15 protein-coding genes are annotated in these 16,204 nt (G+C 67.5%); 9 read left to right on the top strand and 6 right to left on the bottom strand.

The annotated features are described in order from the left end of the window. Positions 1 to 6: 6 nt before the first annotated feature. The gene (locus tag ACIA49_RS19875) at positions 7 to 1,434 is read left to right on the top strand and encodes a serine/threonine-protein kinase (protein ID WP_396378666.1); all 1,428 of its coding nucleotides are present in this window, start codon (positions 7 to 9) and stop codon (positions 1,432 to 1,434) included. Here ACIA49_RS19875 and ACIA49_RS19870 read toward each other — a convergent pair. Beyond that, complete coding sequence (locus ACIA49_RS19870) at positions 1,431 to 2,369, bottom strand: hypothetical protein (RefSeq protein ID WP_396378665.1); 939 nt, start codon at positions 2,367 to 2,369, stop codon at positions 1,431 to 1,433. The two genes, ACIA49_RS19875 and ACIA49_RS19870, sit on opposite strands and share 4 nt — an antisense overlap. Positions 2,370 to 2,465: 96 nt before the next feature. Here ACIA49_RS19870 and ACIA49_RS19865 point away from each other — a divergent pair, with 96 nt between their 5' ends. The 5 genes from ACIA49_RS19865 (at position 2,466) to ACIA49_RS19845 (ending at position 8,527) form a co-directional block, all read left to right on the top strand. Then, entirely contained in the window at positions 2,466 to 4,313 is a 1,848-nt protein-coding gene (locus ACIA49_RS19865) for a hypothetical protein (RefSeq protein ID WP_396378664.1), read from the top strand. A gap of 5 nt (positions 4,314 to 4,318) precedes the next feature. Next, a complete protein-coding gene (locus tag ACIA49_RS19860; protein WP_396378663.1) occupies positions 4,319 to 5,653 on the top strand; it encodes a dipeptidase in 1,335 nt (444 codons plus the stop codon). Between the two features lie 80 nt (positions 5,654 to 5,733). After that, positions 5,734 to 6,858: an NAD(P) transhydrogenase subunit alpha gene (locus ACIA49_RS19855; protein ID WP_396378662.1), complete on the top strand. Its 1,125-nt coding sequence runs from the start codon at positions 5,734 to 5,736 to the stop codon at positions 6,856 to 6,858. After that, a complete protein-coding gene (locus tag ACIA49_RS19850) occupies positions 6,855 to 7,160 on the top strand; it encodes an NAD(P) transhydrogenase subunit alpha (protein ID WP_391542558.1) in 306 nt (101 codons plus the stop codon). Before ACIA49_RS19855 ends, ACIA49_RS19850 begins: the two co-directional genes overlap by 4 nt. Further along, positions 7,157 to 8,527, top strand: coding sequence for an NAD(P)(+) transhydrogenase (Re/Si-specific) subunit beta (locus tag ACIA49_RS19845; RefSeq protein ID WP_396378661.1), 1,371 nt, complete (start codon positions 7,157 to 7,159; stop codon positions 8,525 to 8,527). Before ACIA49_RS19850 ends, ACIA49_RS19845 begins: the two co-directional genes overlap by 4 nt. 319 nt (positions 8,528 to 8,846) lie before the next feature. Here ACIA49_RS19845 and ACIA49_RS19840 read toward each other — a convergent pair whose 3' ends face one another. Further along, positions 8,847 to 9,830, bottom strand: coding sequence for a LuxR C-terminal-related transcriptional regulator (locus ACIA49_RS19840; protein WP_396378660.1), 984 nt, complete (start codon positions 9,828 to 9,830; stop codon positions 8,847 to 8,849). After that, the gene (locus tag ACIA49_RS19835) at positions 9,831 to 10,814 is read right to left on the bottom strand and encodes a LuxR C-terminal-related transcriptional regulator (protein ID WP_396378659.1); all 984 of its coding nucleotides are present in this window, start codon (positions 10,812 to 10,814) and stop codon (positions 9,831 to 9,833) included. 98 nt (positions 10,815 to 10,912) lie between these two features. On the opposite strand from ACIA49_RS19835, the gene ACIA49_RS19830 reads away from it, so the two are divergent. From ACIA49_RS19830 to purM, 3 genes are all read left to right on the top strand, one after another. Continuing rightward, the gene (locus ACIA49_RS19830; RefSeq protein WP_396378658.1) at positions 10,913 to 11,047 is read left to right on the top strand and encodes a hypothetical protein; all 135 of its coding nucleotides are present in this window, start codon (positions 10,913 to 10,915) and stop codon (positions 11,045 to 11,047) included. Between the two features lie 85 nt (positions 11,048 to 11,132). After that, a complete protein-coding gene (gene purF / locus ACIA49_RS19825; RefSeq protein ID WP_396378657.1) occupies positions 11,133 to 12,692 on the top strand; it encodes an amidophosphoribosyltransferase in 1,560 nt (519 codons plus the stop codon). Positions 12,693 to 12,733: 41 nt separating this feature from the next. Then, positions 12,734 to 13,807 (top strand): phosphoribosylformylglycinamidine cyclo-ligase, encoded by a 1,074-nt coding sequence (purM, locus tag ACIA49_RS19820; protein ID WP_396378656.1) that lies wholly within the window; start codon positions 12,734 to 12,736, stop codon positions 13,805 to 13,807. Positions 13,808 to 14,048: 241 nt separating this feature from the next. Here the strand turns inward: purM and ACIA49_RS19815 are convergent, their stop codons facing one another. From ACIA49_RS19815 to ACIA49_RS19805, 3 genes are all read right to left on the bottom strand, one after another. Then, entirely contained in the window at positions 14,049 to 14,237 is a 189-nt protein-coding gene (locus tag ACIA49_RS19815) for a DUF3073 domain-containing protein (RefSeq protein WP_396378655.1), read from the bottom strand. Between the two features lie 204 nt (positions 14,238 to 14,441). Continuing rightward, positions 14,442 to 15,248, bottom strand: coding sequence for an ABC transporter permease (locus ACIA49_RS19810; protein WP_396378654.1), 807 nt, complete (start codon positions 15,246 to 15,248; stop codon positions 14,442 to 14,444). A gap of 31 nt (positions 15,249 to 15,279) precedes the next feature. After that, the gene (locus ACIA49_RS19805) at positions 15,280 to 16,164 is read right to left on the bottom strand and encodes an ABC transporter ATP-binding protein (protein ID WP_396378653.1); all 885 of its coding nucleotides are present in this window, start codon (positions 16,162 to 16,164) and stop codon (positions 15,280 to 15,282) included. Between the last annotated feature and the right edge of the window lie 40 nt (positions 16,165 to 16,204).

Raw genomic sequence — 16,204 nt, 5'->3', positions numbered from 1 at the left:
GCGTGCATGGACCAGCCCCAGCGGATCGGCCGGTACGCCCTGGTCCGCCGGGTCGGTGCCGGGGGTTTCGCGACCGTTTGGCTGGCCAAGGACGAGCAGCTGGACGCCGATGTGGCGGTCAAGATCCTGTCCGACCTGTGGACCGACGACGCGGACGTCCGCCGCCGCTTCCTGGCCGAGGGCCGGTTCCTGCGCCGGGTCGACTCGCTGTACGTCGTCGGTGCGCACGACGTGGGTGAGACCGACGACGGCCGTCCGTACCTGGTCCTCACCTACGCCGACCTCGGGACGCTGGCCGACAAGATCAAGGCCGGACCGCTGGAGATCGGCGATGCAGTCCGGATCATCACCGAGGTCGGCAAGGGCCTCAAGCACCTGCACAGCCGCGGCGTCCTGCACCGCGACGTGAAGCCGGCCAACGTGCTGTTCCGCAGCATCGCCGGCGGCGACCGCGCCATGCTCGGCGACCTCGGCCTCGGCAAGTCGGTTCAGGACGTCTCCCAGCTGACGATGCCCGGTGGCACTCCGGCGTACGTCGCTCCCGAGCAGGTGCTCGGTGAGCGCCTGGACCACCGTGCTGACCTCTACTCGCTCGGTGCGGTCGCGTACGCCGCTTTCACCGGCCAGGCGCCGCATGGCGTGAACAGCCTCGGTGCGGTGATGCAGATCGACAAGCCACCGCCATCGATGACCACGCTGCGCAAAGAGATCCCGGATGCGATCGATGCCGTCGTACGGCGTGCTCTCGAGCCGGACCGTGAGCTGCGCTGGCAGGACCTCGACAGCTTCCTCAACGCACTCCGTGAGGCGCATGCGACCGGCAAGATTCCCGCAGGTCTGATTCCCGCCGCACAGGTGGCTCCGGCGAGTGCCGTGCGTGGTGGGGTCGACCAGGAGACCGCACTGTCCAGTGCGAACCAGCTGACGCAGGCACCGCCCAAGCGCTCCGCCCGCGGCCGTGTGATCGCCGGAGTGCTCGCAGTGCTGCTGGCAGCCGGCGGCGGGTACGGCGGCTACCAGTTCGTGCTCTCACGTCCGGTGAAGGTGGAGTACCGCGGGATGTCGGTCGAGGTGCCGCGTGCGTGGTCCCAGAAGGCAGAGAACCAGGACGGCCCCCGGCTGCTGGTCGCCGACAACACTGCGAGCTGGCTGACGAGCCCCACGGTCGAGGGCGTCTACATGGAGCTCCGCCAGGCCACCAAGCTGCCGACGACCGGCTCACCGCCGCAGGGCTGCACGTCGGGTCCGCCGGACGGCGGTCAGATCGGCGACCAACAGTTGGCGACCTTCCAGTACGCCTGCGGCAGCCGACCGTCCGTCATCGACCAGTACCGACAGGTGAACAGCACCACGCTGCTGCGCATCGAGGTCCGCGACGACGACCCGGCCGGCCGGCAGGCGGTCCTGGACTCGGTCAACTACCACGCGCCTTAAGGCACCAGCGAGGTCAGCGACGAGATCGTGGCCTTGTGCATTCGCGGGATCACGTTCAGCGTGGTCGAGTCCCCGGCGTACAGGTGTGAGCCCGACTCGTAGACCAGGTACGCCGTGCCGTTGTACTCCGTGATGCCCTCGGTCATGCTCGGCGCCCGGAAGCAGCTCAGCGCTGCCGCGTCCAGATCCTTCTGGCCGCGCTTCACGACGTACAGGTTGCTGCGGTTGGTCCGCCCGTACGACGTGCTGTAGATGAAGTGGTTCGCGGTGACCGTCAGCCCCTGTGTCTTGGTGGGGATCTCCCAGGCGCCGGACAGCGTGGTGAGCGTGCCGTCGTCGGCGATCTTGTACTCGTACATGGCGCCGCGCCCGGTCTCGTTGAAGGAGCCGGCGAACAGCGAGTCACCGTAGGTGCCGATGAACGACGCCGCGGCCACGTCCCGCGCAGTACCGACCTGAGTCAGGTACGGCGTCCCGGCCGCCTTCATGGCGTCTCGCAGTGCCGTCAGGCTGTACTTGCGGATGCTGGTCCCCGCACCCGATACGAATGCCCAGCCCTTGCTGACAGCGATCCCGCCCATGTGAGACTCGGCTACTGCCACCACACCGACCGTCGCGCCAGTGGCGGGGTCGATGCCGTAGATCTGGGAGTCCGCACCTTCGCGGTACGAGCCGACGAGCAGCAGGTTCTTGCCGCTGCCGTCCCAGTTGTACCAAGTGCCCGCACCCTGCGGGGTGTGCGTGCTGAGGTTCGGAATGCTCGCACTGTTGCTGAAGCGGGCGTCGTACTTCTTGGAAGCCGACGGGCCGTCGTAGAACGTCGCACCGCCGGTCGTAGCCGTGTCGCAGGTGATCGCAGCCTGCGCCGGCAGTGCGACGGTGAGAGCGGTGGAGCTGAGGAGCAGGGCAGTCATCAGGGGGCGGAGCCGGGACATGGGTGTCCTCTTCTCATGGGGGCGGAAAGTTACAGCAGCCCCACCTTATGGCGACAACCACCCACCGTGAACCCGTCGCGTGTCTAGGGTCGGCCTGTGCTCAAACGCTTGCTCGCAATGACCTTGCTGACCGGACTGCTCGCCGTACCGGGCCAGGCGCAGGCTGCTGCGCCGCCGCTCTCGCAGTGCGCCGGCGTGAAGGTCGGTCCGGAGCAGGAGGTCGTGTCCAACGAAACCCGGAAGGCACTCGGCCTTGAGGGCTGGGCGGACACCGCGTACGGCGTACTGCCTGCTGGAAACGGCAAGTACGACTTCCTGGGCGTGGCTGCGTTGGTGCGTGGTGGGCAGAGCATCGCGATCACCCGGGGGACGCTGGACGACCCGGTGTCCGACGGGGTGCTGAAGCTGGAGCCGGTGCTTGGGATGCCGGCCGGATCCAACTATGCCGGCGGTGGGCCGGTGTACCGCGATCCGCAGTCCGGCATGGTCCTGCAGATGCTGCACGTGGAGCAGAACACGACAGACGGGTTCTACTCGACGCTGCACCTCGGCAAGTATGACCCGACGACCAAGCGGACGACGTACCTGGGCCCGCTGGCCACCCCGTGGGCAACCAAGGATCAGATCGACTCCCTGCACGCCACGGCCGACATGGGGAACCCGTCCTTCGTTGCTCGTGACGGGTACCTCTACATCTACTTCCCCGACTACTACGTGAACTCCGGCGGTGGCTTCGCCAGTACGGCGCTCTCTGTCGCGCGGGCGCCATTGGCCGACGTACTGAGTGCTGCGGCCGCTGGTGAGGTTGTGGAGTGGCACAAGTACTTCAACGGCAACTGGGACTCACCTGCGATGGGTGGCGCGTCGACGGACGTGCGGCCGGGAGAGCGGGGCGGCTGGCACCCGAACGTGGTTCGGACGACCCACGGCGGTTCTCTGGTGGTGCAAGGGGTTTCGACGACCGAGTTCATGCTGGCCGACTCGTCGGACGGCGTGCTGTCGTGGTCGGCCGCCGTACCGCTGTTCAACGACCCCGACAAGTTCAACGCCTACCCGACCGTGGTCGGGACCGGTGCGGACCCCTCGATCGTCGGTGACGAGTTCTACGTCTACTACCTGCAGTGGCCGAGTAAGCAGCCGGACTGGAACAACGCGCACATGATGCGCCGGCTGATCACCTGTACGCAGGGCAAGGACCTGGGCACGGTGCCGCTCGTCCGCAACGACAACGGCAGCCGGCATCGGGTGACCACTGAGCCAGTGGCGGATTTCGGCTACTACCCGACGCGCACGTGGATGCTGGAAGCCGGCCAGAAGCCCGGCACGGTCGCGGTTTCCAGCTGCCTCAATGGGGCCAACGACCAGTTCGTCTCCCCGGGTGCGGACTGTGCGGGCTTCAGCTTCCTGCAGACATTGGGCTGGATCTACACCTCTCCACCGGCCGCACCGTCGGTCGCCCTGTACTGCTGTCACGTGCAGGGTCTCGACGACCACTACCTGTCGGCCGACGCCGGATGCGAGAACCCGAAGGCAGTCAACGAGTTCAAGGTCGGCTACGCGCTGAGTACGACGAAGATCGCGCTCTCGCGGTTCGACAGCTTCTCCGAGCGTTGGGTGACCAGTGGGGCGGTGACAGCGAGCTATGGCACGGTGAGGCGCTGGTTCATCGAGGGAAGTCAGCAGCCGGGCACCACTGCGCTCTATGGCTGCTCGTATCCGATCCCCGGTGGCACGAACCACTTCATCTCCGCCGACGCGAACTGCGAGGGCCAGCAGAAGCTCCGGACCGAAGGATGGATCTACTCGACCAGTACGGCCGAGGCGACGGCTCCGCTCTACCGCTGTTACCAGCCGGACGACTACGACCACTTCCTCGGCGACGAGCAGTGTGACGGAGTCGAGGGTGCTCAGCGTGAGGGTCTGATGGGCTACGCCGTACCGTAGGCGGCATGACTGATCTGTCTGCGGCGATCGACCGCGTTCTGCCCAGTGTCCGTGCCGACCTCGAGGACCTCATCCGGATCCCTTCGGTCAGTTACGAAGCAGCCCGTGCGGGCGACGTCCAGCGGTCCGCCGAGGCCACCGCCGCGCTGTTCGAGGCGGAGGGGTTCGAGGTCAAGATCGTCCGGGCCGGTGAGGGTGCGCCCGCGGTGATCGCGAAGAAGGCAGCACCCGCCGGGAAGCCGACGGTGCTCCTGTACGCCCACCACGACGTGCAGCCGACCGGTGCGGTCGACCAGTGGACGTCGGACCCGTTCGAGCCGACTGAGCGCGGTGACCGGCTCTACGGTCGTGGCGCGGCCGACGACAAGGCAGGGATCGCAGCACACCTGGCCGCCGTACGGGCCTTTGGCAACGACCTGCCGGTCGGCGTGACGGTGTTCGTCGAGGGTGAGGAGGAGATCGGTTCGCCGACCCTCCTGCAGCTTCTGGACGAGTACTCCGCCGACCTGGCCGCGGATGCGATCGTCATCGCCGACTCCGGCAACTGGGACGTCGGCCACCCCGCACTGACCGTTTCGCTGCGCGGACTGGTCGAGTCGTACGTCGAGGTCCGGACTCTCGACCATGCTGTGCACTCCGGCCTGTTCGGTGGGCCGATCCCGGATGCGCTGTCGGCACTGTGCCGGCTGCTCGCCACGCTGCACGACGACAAGGGCGACGTCGCGGTCGACGGGCTGCACGCATCCCGCGCGGCCGACGTGGTGTACCCGGAGGACCGGCTGCGCACCGAGTCGAGTGTGCTGGAGTCGGTCCGGCTCACCGGATCGGGTTCGCTGGTCGACCGGCTCTGGACGCGCCCGGCGATCGCCGTACTGGGTATTGACGCACCTGCCGTGGCTGAGGCCAGCAACACGCTGGTGCCGGTAGCCCGGGCCAAGGTCAGCCTGCGGGTTGCGCCGGGTGATGACGCAGTGAAGGCGAGTGCGGCGCTCAAGGAACACCTGGAGCGCAACGCGCCGTGGGGTGCTCAGGTGACCGTCACCGAGGGCGAGGTCGGCCAGCCGTGCAGCATCAACGCACGGGGTGCCGGGTACGAGGCAGCCCGGTCAGCGTTCCAGACCGCCTGGGGTGTCGAGCCGATCGACATGGGCATGGGCGGATCGATCCCGTTCATCGCCGAGTTCCAGCGGGTCTTCCCGGCGGCGGCCATCCTGGTCACCGGTGTCGAGGACCCGGATACCCGGGCGCACGGCATCGACGAGGGCCTGCATCTGGCCGAGTTCCGCAAGGTCTGCCTAGCTGAAGCCCTACTTCTGCAGAACCTGGCGAACAACGCCTGAAGCTGTTGCAGGACACAACCTGACCACGAGGTCGGGACCGGGGTTTCCGACAACGCTCGGTTTGGCATAGGTTTCGGCGAGTGAAGATCGCAGTGGTACGGGAGACCAGGCCGGCCGAGCGCCGGGTCGCATTGGTGCCGGAACAAGTCGCGAAACTGATCGAGCTCGGGTACGAGGTCGCCGTCGAGCCGGCCGCCGGTGAGCGGGCGCTCTACTCCGACGACCAGTACCGCGAAGCCGGGGCCGAGGTGGCCTGGGGCGCCGACCACGCGGCCACCATCGTGGCGTCGGTCCAGCCGCTGGAGCGCGAACGCCTGCAGCGGCTGCATGCCGGTACGGCGTTGCTGTCGTTCCTGCCGACGAACCCGCCGGATGTCGTCCGGTCGGCGACGCGGGCCAAGCTGACGGCGTTCGCGATGGAGCTGGTGCCGCGGATCTCGCGGGCACAGTCGATGGACGCGCTGTCCTCACAGGCCCTGGTGGCCGGCTACCGGGCCGCGATCGTCGCCGCCGAACGGCTCCCGCGGTTCTTCCCGCTGAACATGACCGCGGCCGGCACGGTCCCGCCGGCCCAGGTGCTCGTCCTCGGCGCCGGTGTCGCCGGCCTGCAGGCGATCGCGACCTCGAAGCGCCTCGGCGGTGTCGTGAAGGCGTACGACGTCCGGACCGCGGCCGCCGAGGAGATCGCCTCCATGGGCGCGACCCCGATCACCCTCGAGCTCGGCACCCTCGACGGACCTGGCGGCTACGCCCGCGAGATGACCGCCGAGCGGGCACAACTCCAGCGGGAGCTGCTGACGCCGTACGTCGCCGCTGCCGATGCGCTGATCACGACAGCCGCCGTACCGGGTCGAACCGCTCCCATGCTGGTCTCGCGTGCCATGGTCGAGCAGATGAAGCCGGGCTCCGTGGTTGTCGACCTCGCCTCCGAGCAGGGCGGCAACGTCGAAGGCTCGGTCGCCGGGACCGAGCTGACCATCGGGAACGCGCTCGTCTGGGGCGGCGCCAACGTGGCCAGCCAGATGGCCGGCCCGGCCAGCCGCCTGTACGGGCAGAACATCGCCAACCTGATCCGGCTGATGACCCGCAACGCCGCCTTCGACCCCGACTTCGACGACGAGATCGTCCGCGGTTGCTGCGTGACCCACGACGGCACCGTCCTCCACGAGCCGACCCGCGAACTCCTTGAAGGGCCCTCGGCATGACCGAATCCATTGCGCTGCTGACGATCTTCGTCCTGGCCGCCTTCGTCGGCGTCGAGGTGATCAGCAAGGTCTCCTCGACCCTGCACACCCCGCTGATGTCCGGCGCCAACGCGATCCACGGCGTCATCCTGGTCGGCGCCATCATCGTCACCGGCCAGGCCGAGTCCACCCTGGTGGTGATCGTCGGCCTGCTGGCCGTCGTCCTGGCGACCGTGAACATGGTCGGCGGGTTCGTCGTCACCGACCGGATGCTCGAGATGTTCAAGCCTCCGTCCGCCCGCAAGAAGGAGCTTGGCAAGTGATCCCGACCTGGGCCCAGATCGGGTACCTGATCGCCGCGGTCTGCTTCATCGTCGCGCTGAAGGCGCTGTCGTCCCCGAAGTCGGCACGCACCGGCAACCTGCTCGGCGCGGCCGGCGCCGTACTGGCCGTCATCATCACCTTCGTCGCCTACAAGCCGCAGCACCTGGCCGCGATCCTGGTCGCGCTGGTGATCGGCACCATCGGCGGTGTGGCCGGCTCGCGCCGCGTCCAGATGACCCACATGCCGCAGCTCGTTGCCCTCTTCAACGGTGTCGGCGGCGGCGCGGCCGCGCTGGTCGCGCTGATGGAGCTCGGCGAGGTCCAGGACGGTGCGACGGTCGCCGCGATCGCGACGGCCTTCACCATCCTGGTTGGCGCGATCAGCTTCTCCGGCTCGATCGTGACGTTCGCCAAACTGCAGGAACTGATGACGACCCGCCCGGTGACCTTCCCCGGTCTGCCGGTCCTCTTCATCGCCTCGATCCTCGGCAGCCTGGTGCTGGCCGGCTTCCTGGTCTCCGACCCGCGCGTGTGGGTCGGCGTACTGCTCTGCCTCGTCGGCCTCGCAGTCGGCGTGATGCTGGTGCTGCCGGTCGGTGGCGCCGACGTACCGATCGTCATCTCGCTCCTGAACGCCTTCACCGGCCTCACAGTTGCTGCCGGCGGCTACGTCCTCGGCAACACGCTGCTGCTGGTCGCAGGCACCCTGGTCGGCGCGGCCGGTACGTTGCTGACCAAGCTGATGGCGGACGCGATGGGCCGCTCGGTCTTCAACATCCTCTTCGGTGCCGTGAAGGGTGGCTCGACGCTCGGTGGCGGTACGGCGTCCGAGCGGCCGGTGATCTCCGGCGGAGCCGAGGACGTCGCGATCCTGCTCGGCTACGCCAACAAGGTCATCATCGTCCCGGGCTACGGTCTCGCCGTCGCCCAGGCCCAGCACACGCTCCGCGAGCTCGTCGAAGAGCTCCAGGGCCGCGGGGTCAAGGTCGACTACGCCATCCACCCGGTCGCAGGCCGGATGCCCGGACACATGAACGTACTGCTCGCCGAGGCGCAGGTCCCCTACGACCAGCTCCGCGAGATGGAAGAGATCAACAGCGACTTCAAGTCCACCGACGTCGTACTGGTCGTCGGCGCGAACGACGTCGTCAACCCGGCCGCCCGCAACACCCCCTCGGCCCCCATCTACGGCATGCCCATCCTGAACGCCGACGAGGCCCAGCGCGTCATCTTCCTCAAACGCTCCATGCGCCCCGGCTTCGCCGGCATCGAGAACGAGCTCCTGTACGACCCCCGCACCACGTTGCTCTTCGGCGACGCCAAGGACTCCCTCACCAAGCTCCTAGCCTCCCTCAAGAACATCTAGCCTTCGTGGTGCAGTAATCGCAGCAGCCCTCGTGATTAGACCACGAGGGCTGTTTTGCGCTCGGCGTTCATCTGGGTACGCACGAATTCGTGCACCAATTGGTCCAGACCGCATCCGGTTCGGCCCTGTTGGCCGCTCCCGGCCAACGTCCCACCCCGGCCACTCGACACCATTGCCGCCCATTTCTCGCGACTGTTTAACTTCTGTCAGCAGCCTCCCGCTGCCCCCGGCGTGACATCTCCCGCCGCCCGCCCACACCTGTCAGGAGCTCTGCCTTGGCCTGCCCACCCAACAATGCAAAGCGCGCCTGGGACTGGGGCTAATCCACCCAGCCCCGCTGAGCCGCCCGAACCCCCAGTTCAAACCGCCCCGAAGCCCCCACCTGCTCACTCAGCTTCGCCGCCATTCGCCGTACCGTGCGCATCGAAACCCCCAACTTCCGAGCCACCTGCTCATCAGTAGCCCCCTGCACCAGAAACCGCAGGAACTCCGACTCCTGCCCGCTCAGCTCCCCAGCTTCCGGGGTCCGCTCGAACGACCGATCCGCGAATCGCCAGTAGTGCTCATACATCTCAACCGCCATCCGTACGACGGCCTTGCTGTGATGCACCACAGCACCCGCGTCATAGTTGTCCGGATCAAGGTTCATGGCGACGGACTCCCCGTCGAAGATGACCAGCTTGAACGGTACCGATGGAATGATTCGCACCTGCCCGCTCACCTCTTGCAACAGGGCAATATATTCCCTGGCGCCCCGAAACTTGAGCTGAGACTCTGCAATCAGGTAGCGGCATTCGACTCCGCGCTCTTGGATGCGTTTATCGGCGAAATTCTCATCCGGAACTGTTGCGAGCTGTCCCGGTCTAATCAAACCCCACATCGATTTCACGGGATGGAATCGCTGCATTCGCAGGTTGGCTTTATCGCCGCTGTCGAGGATTTCGACGTCAGGAACGGCGCTCTGGGTTAAAAACTTGTTGTAATCGGAAATGAACTCACTCGCGCGGAGCCGGTCTGATTCGAGGTCCTTGGTGAGGTCGCCGATCATTGACTGGCGCTTGGCTGCAAGAGCTTCGAGCGTCACGCTGGGGTCCAAAGGGTATTCATCGCCACTGTTGTCCCAGCGGAGCGCCAGGAACCCCAGCTCGCGCAGGCCTTGGAGTCGTTGCTCCACCTCACCTTCCGGCAGTCCCAGTTCGGCGCAGAGCAGCGCACGGTTCGCCGTATTGGCCAGGTCTGGCTGCTGCAGGAGTAACCGATAGAGGTCGAGGCTCTCCTGCGACAGCCCCAGCGACTCGAACACTCAGACCCAGCCGCGCTTCGCGGCCGCTACTCCAAGCTCGAACCGACTGGCTGCGTCGAGCCGTTCCGACAGGTTCGCCGTGATCCGCCGAGCAGTCCGCAGTGAGATCCCCAGCAATCGAGCCACCTGCTCATCCTTCGCGCCGCCGGCCAGTAGCCGCAGTACCTCGGCCTCGTGGGGTGTCAGCGGGGAGTCGTTGTCGCGGTCTTCGGGAGAGAAGAGCTCGACAGCTCGTGCCCAGTAAGAGTCGAATAGGGCCATTGCGATGTTCACGACAGCTGGGCTGCGATGGATGACCGCGCCGGCGGCGTGATTGGCGGGATCCATCGGCATAACGGCGATTTCCTGATCGAAGATCAGGAGCCGCATGGGAAGAGTTGGCGTGGCGCGCACCTCGCCGCCGAGCCGGTGGATGGCTGCCGCGTACTCGGCTGCCGCCCTGGACTCCATCATGTTTTGTAGGTAGACGGCTCGCAGCTTGATGCCTCGCTCGAGCAGAGGCTCATCCGGTGAGCCATCGATGGGGCGGATCGCGTCGTCGACGTGGACAGGGGTCAGCGCCCAGAACGAGTGCCGCACCTTCAGGGCCAGCTCGTCGATCCGGCGGGAGGCATTGGCTCGTCCTTTGATGACCTCAACGTCGCCACTACTGCGAGCGGTCAGTAGCTCGTTGTACTGCTCGGCGACCACCTCGGCGCTGGCCTCAGCCTCGCGGAGGAGTCCCAACTCTGCATTGAGCTCGGCGCGACGGCGCTCGGCCAGATTGGCGAGGCCAACCCGAGGATGAACGGCATGTTCGCCGTCAGGGTTCGCCCACGTCGGTACCAGCAGTTCGAGTTTTCGGAGTCTGTCCATCAACTCATGTACATCGTTAACCGATCGCGCTACTAGCGCGGCAATCTGCTCCGGCGTACTGTCGGGACGGCTGAGCAGGGCGTGATAGACCGCAAAGGTGGCTTCATCCACACCTAGCGGATCGAGCACGAATCCTCCTCGTGAACCTGTCGGAACCGACCATATACAGAGAGCGTCGACAAAGAGCACTCAAAGTGTGGTTCCGGATTATTTCGAAGGGACGAGTTGTGATCAAGAAGCTACTGTCGGTTGTTGCGGCGGGCGTGTTCGCCCTCTCCGCAGCAATCATCGTGGATCCGACGGAGCCGTACCCCGGCTACCCCGGCGATCCCACCTGCGGCATTGCCAGTAGCTGCTGGTAGATGCACAATCTCGGGCCGGCCCCGCCCGGTCGGCCCTGAAATCACCTCGTCCGACTCACCGTCGTACGTCGCGTAGACTGCTGGTGTGGCTCGTGGCGATGGTCGGCTCACTCATGATCTGGACCCTCAGGACCTGGGACCGCAGGACGCTTGTGGCGTCTTCGGGGTTTGGGCGCCGGGGGAAGAGGTTGCCAAACTCACCTATTTCGGGCTCTATGCCTTGCAGCACCGGGGGCAGGAGTCGGCGGGGATCGCAGTCAGTAACGGGAGTCAGATTCTCGTTTACAAGGACATGGGTCTCGTCAGCCAGGCGTTCGACGAAGCGACGCTGGCGTCTCTTCGCGGGCATATCGCGATCGGGCACTGCCGGTACTCCACCACTGGATCCAGTGTGTGGGCGAATGCTCAGCCGACGTTCCGGTCTACTGCGACCGGGTCGATCGCGCTCGGGCACAACGGCAACCTGACCAACACCGGTGAGCTTGCCGCCAGCCTGACTGGTGGTGGTGACCTTGATCTCGGTCTGGATGCGGGTGCCGATCACGCGAAGGCGAACGCGAAGCACTCGGCGAGCTCCGACACCGACATCCTCACGTCGATGCTGGCCGGCTACCCCGATCTCACGATCGAGCAGGCCGCCGCGAAGGTGCTGCCGAAGGTGAAGGGCGCGTTCAGCCTCATCTTCATGGACGAGAACACCCTGTACGCCGCTCGCGACCCGCAGGGCATCCGCCCGCTCGTGCTGGGCCGGCTGGAGCGCGGTTGGGTGATCGCGAGTGAGACCGCCGCGCTCGACATCGTCGGGGCGAGCTTCATCCGTGAGGTCGAGCCGGGTGAGATGGTCGCCGTGGACGCCGACGGGCTCCGCTCGCAGCGGTTTGCCGAGGCGGACCCGAAGGGCTGCCTGTTCGAGTTCGTGTACCTGGCCCGCCCGGACACCCAGATCTCCGGCCAGCGGATCCACTCCACGCGCGTGGAGATCGGTCGCCGCCTGGCCCGTGAGCACCCGGCCGAGGCCGATCTCGTCATCGCGACCCCGGAGTCCGGCGTACCGGGTGCTATCGGGTACGCCGAGGAGTCCGGGATCCCGTACGGATCGGGCCTGGTCAAGAACGCGTATGTCGGCCGCACGTTCATCCAGCCGAGCCAGACGATCCGCCAGCTCGGGATCCGGCTGAAGCTGAACCCGCTGCGCGAGGTGATCGAGGGCAAGCGGCTGGTGGTCGTCGACGACACGATCGTCCGCGGCAACACCCAGCGGGCCGTGATCCGGATGCTGCGCGAGGCCGGGGCGAAGGAGATCCACGTCCGGATCACCGCCCCGCCGGTGAAGTGGCCGTGTTTCTACGGGATCGACTTCGCCAGCCGCGCGGAGCTGATCGCGAACGGGCTGAACACCGAGGAGATCTGCCGCTCGCTCGGCGCCGACTCGCTCGGGTACATCGACCTGGACACGCTGGTCGAGGCGACCAACCAGCCGAAGGACCAGCTCTGCCGGGCGTGCTTCGACGGGGTGTACCCGGTCGCGCTGCCCGACCCGGAGTACCTGGGCAAGCACCTGCTCGAGGTCCCGGTGACCGACGCGGACGGCCTGGCCGCCGTCGTCGGTGGTGGCGGCGCAGCCGACGCCCTCAGTCGTCCGTAACAGCGCGTCGGCAGGATCGACGTCGTACCGAGGAGAAGAACGTGAGCCAAGGCGCCAGCTACGCCGCCGCCGGAGTCGACATCGAGGCCGGTGACCGGGCCGTCGAGCTGATGAAGGAATGGGTCGCGAAGGCGACCCGGCCCGAGGTGGTCGGCGGTCTCGGCGGCTTCGCCGGGCTGTTCGACGCGAGCGCGCTGACGAAGTACCGGCGGCCGTTGCTGGCGACCTCGACGGACGGGATCGGGACCAAGGTCCAGATCGCGCAGCGGATGGACAAGCACGACACGATCGGGTTCGACCTGGTCGGCATGGTCGTCGACGACCTGGTGGTCTGTGGCGCCGAGCCGCTGTTCATGACCGACTACATCTGCACCGGCAAGGTGGTCCCGGAGACGATCGCGCAGATCGTGAAGGGGATCGCCGAGGCCTGCGTCGAAGCCGGTACGGCGCTTGTCGGCGGCGAGACCGCGGAGCACCCGGGACTGCTCGAGGCCGACGAGTACGACGTCGCCGGCGCCTCGACCGGAGTTGTCGAGGCGGACGAGCTGCTCGGCGCGGAGCGGGTCCAGGCCGGCGATGTGGTCGTCGCGATGGCCTCGTCGGGGCTGCACTCGAACGGGTACTCGCTGGTCCGGCACGTGTTCTTCGACCGGGCCAAGTGGGCGCTCGACCGGGAGGTTCCGGAGCTCGGGACCACGCTCGGTGAGACCCTGCTGACGCCGACCCGGGTGTATGCCAAGCACTGCCTGGAGCTGATCCGGGTGGTCAACAAGGACGGCGCGAAGCCGCTGCACGCGATGTCGCACATCACCGGCGGTGGTTTCGCGGCGAACCTGGCGCGCGTGATCCCGGCGGAGCTGTCGGTCCGGATCGACCGGTCGACCTGGGCGCCGGCGCCGATCTTCGGCCTGGTCGGACAGCTCGGCGACGTCGAGCTGCTCGAGCTCGAGAAGACGCTAAACATGGGCGCCGGCATGGTCGCCGTCCTGGACCGGTCGGCGGCCGACACCGCGATCGCCGAGCTGGCGGCACGCGACATCCCTGCCTGGGTCTGCGGCGAGGTCCTTGCCGCCCCCGGTGGTGCCGTCACCCTCGAAGGCACCTACGCGCAGTAACGCCGCTGTGCCGGGCTGAACGCACCGGAGAAGCCGCGCCCGGGACGACCGGGCGCGGGCAGCAGTTCTCGCGCACACATCCACCGAGCGTTAGCCCCAGGTGGTGAGTGTGCTGCTTCGGCCCGCCGGCCTCGGCAACACAACATCACCGCATGGTGCTGGTGTGGTGGAACAACGTCGGACACACGGAGAACCGCTCAGCGACCCGTGGGGGCGCTGAGCAGCTCAGCCGGGCTGATGTTTACCGACGGGGATGGTAGTCGTCGGCGTCGCTGTCGTCGCCGTCGTTGTCACCGTTCGCAGAAGCGTTCCCGCCCTGGTCTCCGCCGGCCAGCTCTCGTTTGAGCTGGTCCAGGTCGGTGTCCCAGGTGCGGTACTTCAGGTCGCGTGCGACCTTCGTCTGCTTGGCCTTTGCACGGCCGCGCCCCATAGCGTCGACCCCCTCGCACAAGTCAACCGGGTACGCTGCGTGGCGCCCACGGATCAGTCGTCAGTAATCGTGGTTCAAGGATACCCGGAGCTGGGGATCGACACACGCACCGGCCCCCTGACGGACGCCGAAGAGGTCCGATCACAGAGCCGGCGAGGCGGCCCGGTCCCCTCAAACCGGTCCGCCCCGCCGCGTCTTTCGGTGCTACTTGACCTCGCGGCGTGAGCTAAGCCACAGTCCGACGATGGTCGGCAGGACCACCCAGACGCCGATCGCGGTCAGCGTCTCGGGCACCATCCCGTGCAGGTCGCGCTCGGCGATCCGGCCGAAGGCGGAGAAGACGTCCAGGTAGTTCGCGTTGTCCTTGAACAGCGCGTGGCCGGCCAGCGACCAGGCGGTCGGCGCGATGAAGAAGACCAGGATCGCGACCGCGGTCTGGGCGATCACCGCACCGAAGGCGGCACCCATGACCACGTTCAGCGCCATCGTCAGGTACGAACCGGCGAGCTGCCCGCCCAGATCGGCGTACGACGTGCTGTGGCTGGTGACGGCTCCGGCAAGCGCGGTGAAGCCGAAGGCCAGGGCGACGACCGCGGTCATCACGACCGCACTCAGCGCGATGGCCGAGACGAACTTGGCCAGCTGGACGCGGACCCGGCGCGGCGAGAGCGTGAAGGTGGTCAGCGCGGTGCGCTGCGTCCACTCCGACGTCATCGCCATCACGCCGATCACCGGCAGGATGAGCATGGTCCCGGCCGAGCCGGCGCCGAGGAAGCCGGCGAACGAGGCGCCGCCGTCGTCGCTCAGGTGGGTGATCTGCCAGGTCATCGCGGCCAGCGCGATCAACAGGATCGCGGCGACCAGGACCCGGCCGCTGCGGGTGTCCAGGGACTTGCGCAGCTCGATGGTGACGAGCTTCAGGAAGGACTGTCCGCGCGCGGGAGGCAGCGTCGTACCGGCTGCTTTGTGCTTGGCCGCGGCCGCGGGTGCTGCTTCGGTCAGAGTGGTCATGGTGTGTGCTCCAGAGGTCTTTGAGAGGTGATCAGGCGGCCGCGGGGGTGGTGGTCAGCTGGAAGAACAGGTCTTCCAGGCCGGCACCGTCGCTCTGGCGGAGTTCGAGCAGGACCTGACCGGCCGCCGCGGCGGCGCGTCCGACCTGCTCGGCAGTGGCGTCGACGCGCAGCGCGCCGTCGAGGCCCGGCTCGAGGCTCAGCCCGGCCGCGGTCAGCGCCTGGTTCAGGCCGACCGGGTCGAGGCCGCGGACCAGCGTGCCGGTCCCGGCGAGCAGCTCGTCGAGCGAACCGTTGGCGACGATCCGGCCGCCGCCGATGACGACCAGCCGGTCGACGGTCGCCTGGACCTCACCGAGCAGGTGGCTGGACAGGATCACCGTGCCGCCGCGCGAGGCGAAGTCCTGGAGCAGTCCGCGCATCCAGCGGATGCCCTCCGGGTCCATGCCGTTCGCGGGCTCGTCGAGGATCAGTACGGCGGGGTCGCCGAGCAGCGCGTTCGCGATGCCGAGCCGCTGCCGCATACCGAGCGAGTACTGACCGACGCGGCGCTTCGCGGCGTGTGCGAGGCCGACAGCCTCGAGCATCTCGTCCGCCCGGCCCTTCGGGACACCGAGCAGGCTCGCGTTCAGCGCCAGCGTCTCGCGGCCGGTGCGGCCCGCGTGCTGGGCGGCGGCGTCCAGCATCACTCCGACGACCCGGCCCGGGTTCGGCAACTCGACGTACCGCTTGCCCGTGATGGTCGCGGTACCGGACGACGGCGGCGTGAGGCCGGTCAGCATCCGGAGCGTGGTGGACTTGCCGGCGCCGTTCGGGCCGAGGAAGCCGGTGATGCTCCCGGGCTGGACGGTGAAGGACACATCCTGGACAGCCGTGGTGCTGCCGTAGCGCTTGGTCAGGTTCTCGACGGTGATCATGGCATTGAGTCAACCGTCCGGACCCCCGTGCGCACATCGG

The sequence above is a fragment of the Kribbella sp. NPDC051587 genome (genome assembly GCF_044453945.1).
Classification (GTDB): Bacteria; Actinomycetota; Actinomycetes; order Propionibacteriales; family Kribbellaceae; genus Kribbella.
Note: the sequence above shows the minus strand (reverse complement) of the source record. Positions and strands in the feature narration are given on the sequence as shown.

What these genes read in the sequence shown, in the direction of transcription:
- ACIA49_RS19850 (WP_391542558.1), top strand. Translation starts at nt 6,855, where the DNA reads ATGACCGAATCCATTGCGCTGCTGACGATCTTCGTCCTGGCCGCCTTC.
- ACIA49_RS19870 (WP_396378665.1), bottom strand. Translation starts at nt 2,369, where the DNA reads ATGTCCCGGCTCCGCCCCCTGATGACTGCCCTGCTCCTCAGCTCCACC.
- ACIA49_RS19805 (WP_396378653.1), bottom strand. Translation starts at nt 16,164, where the DNA reads ATGATCACCGTCGAGAACCTGACCAAGCGCTACGGCAGCACCACGGCT.
- ACIA49_RS19810 (WP_396378654.1), bottom strand. Translation starts at nt 15,248, where the DNA reads ATGACCACTCTGACCGAAGCAGCACCCGCGGCCGCGGCCAAGCACAAA.
- ACIA49_RS19860 (WP_396378663.1), top strand. Translation starts at nt 4,319, where the DNA reads ATGACTGATCTGTCTGCGGCGATCGACCGCGTTCTGCCCAGTGTCCGT.
- ACIA49_RS19875 (WP_396378666.1), top strand. Translation starts at nt 7, where the DNA reads ATGGACCAGCCCCAGCGGATCGGCCGGTACGCCCTGGTCCGCCGGGTC.
- ACIA49_RS19815 (WP_396378655.1), bottom strand. Translation starts at nt 14,237, where the DNA reads ATGGGGCGCGGCCGTGCAAAGGCCAAGCAGACGAAGGTCGCACGCGAC.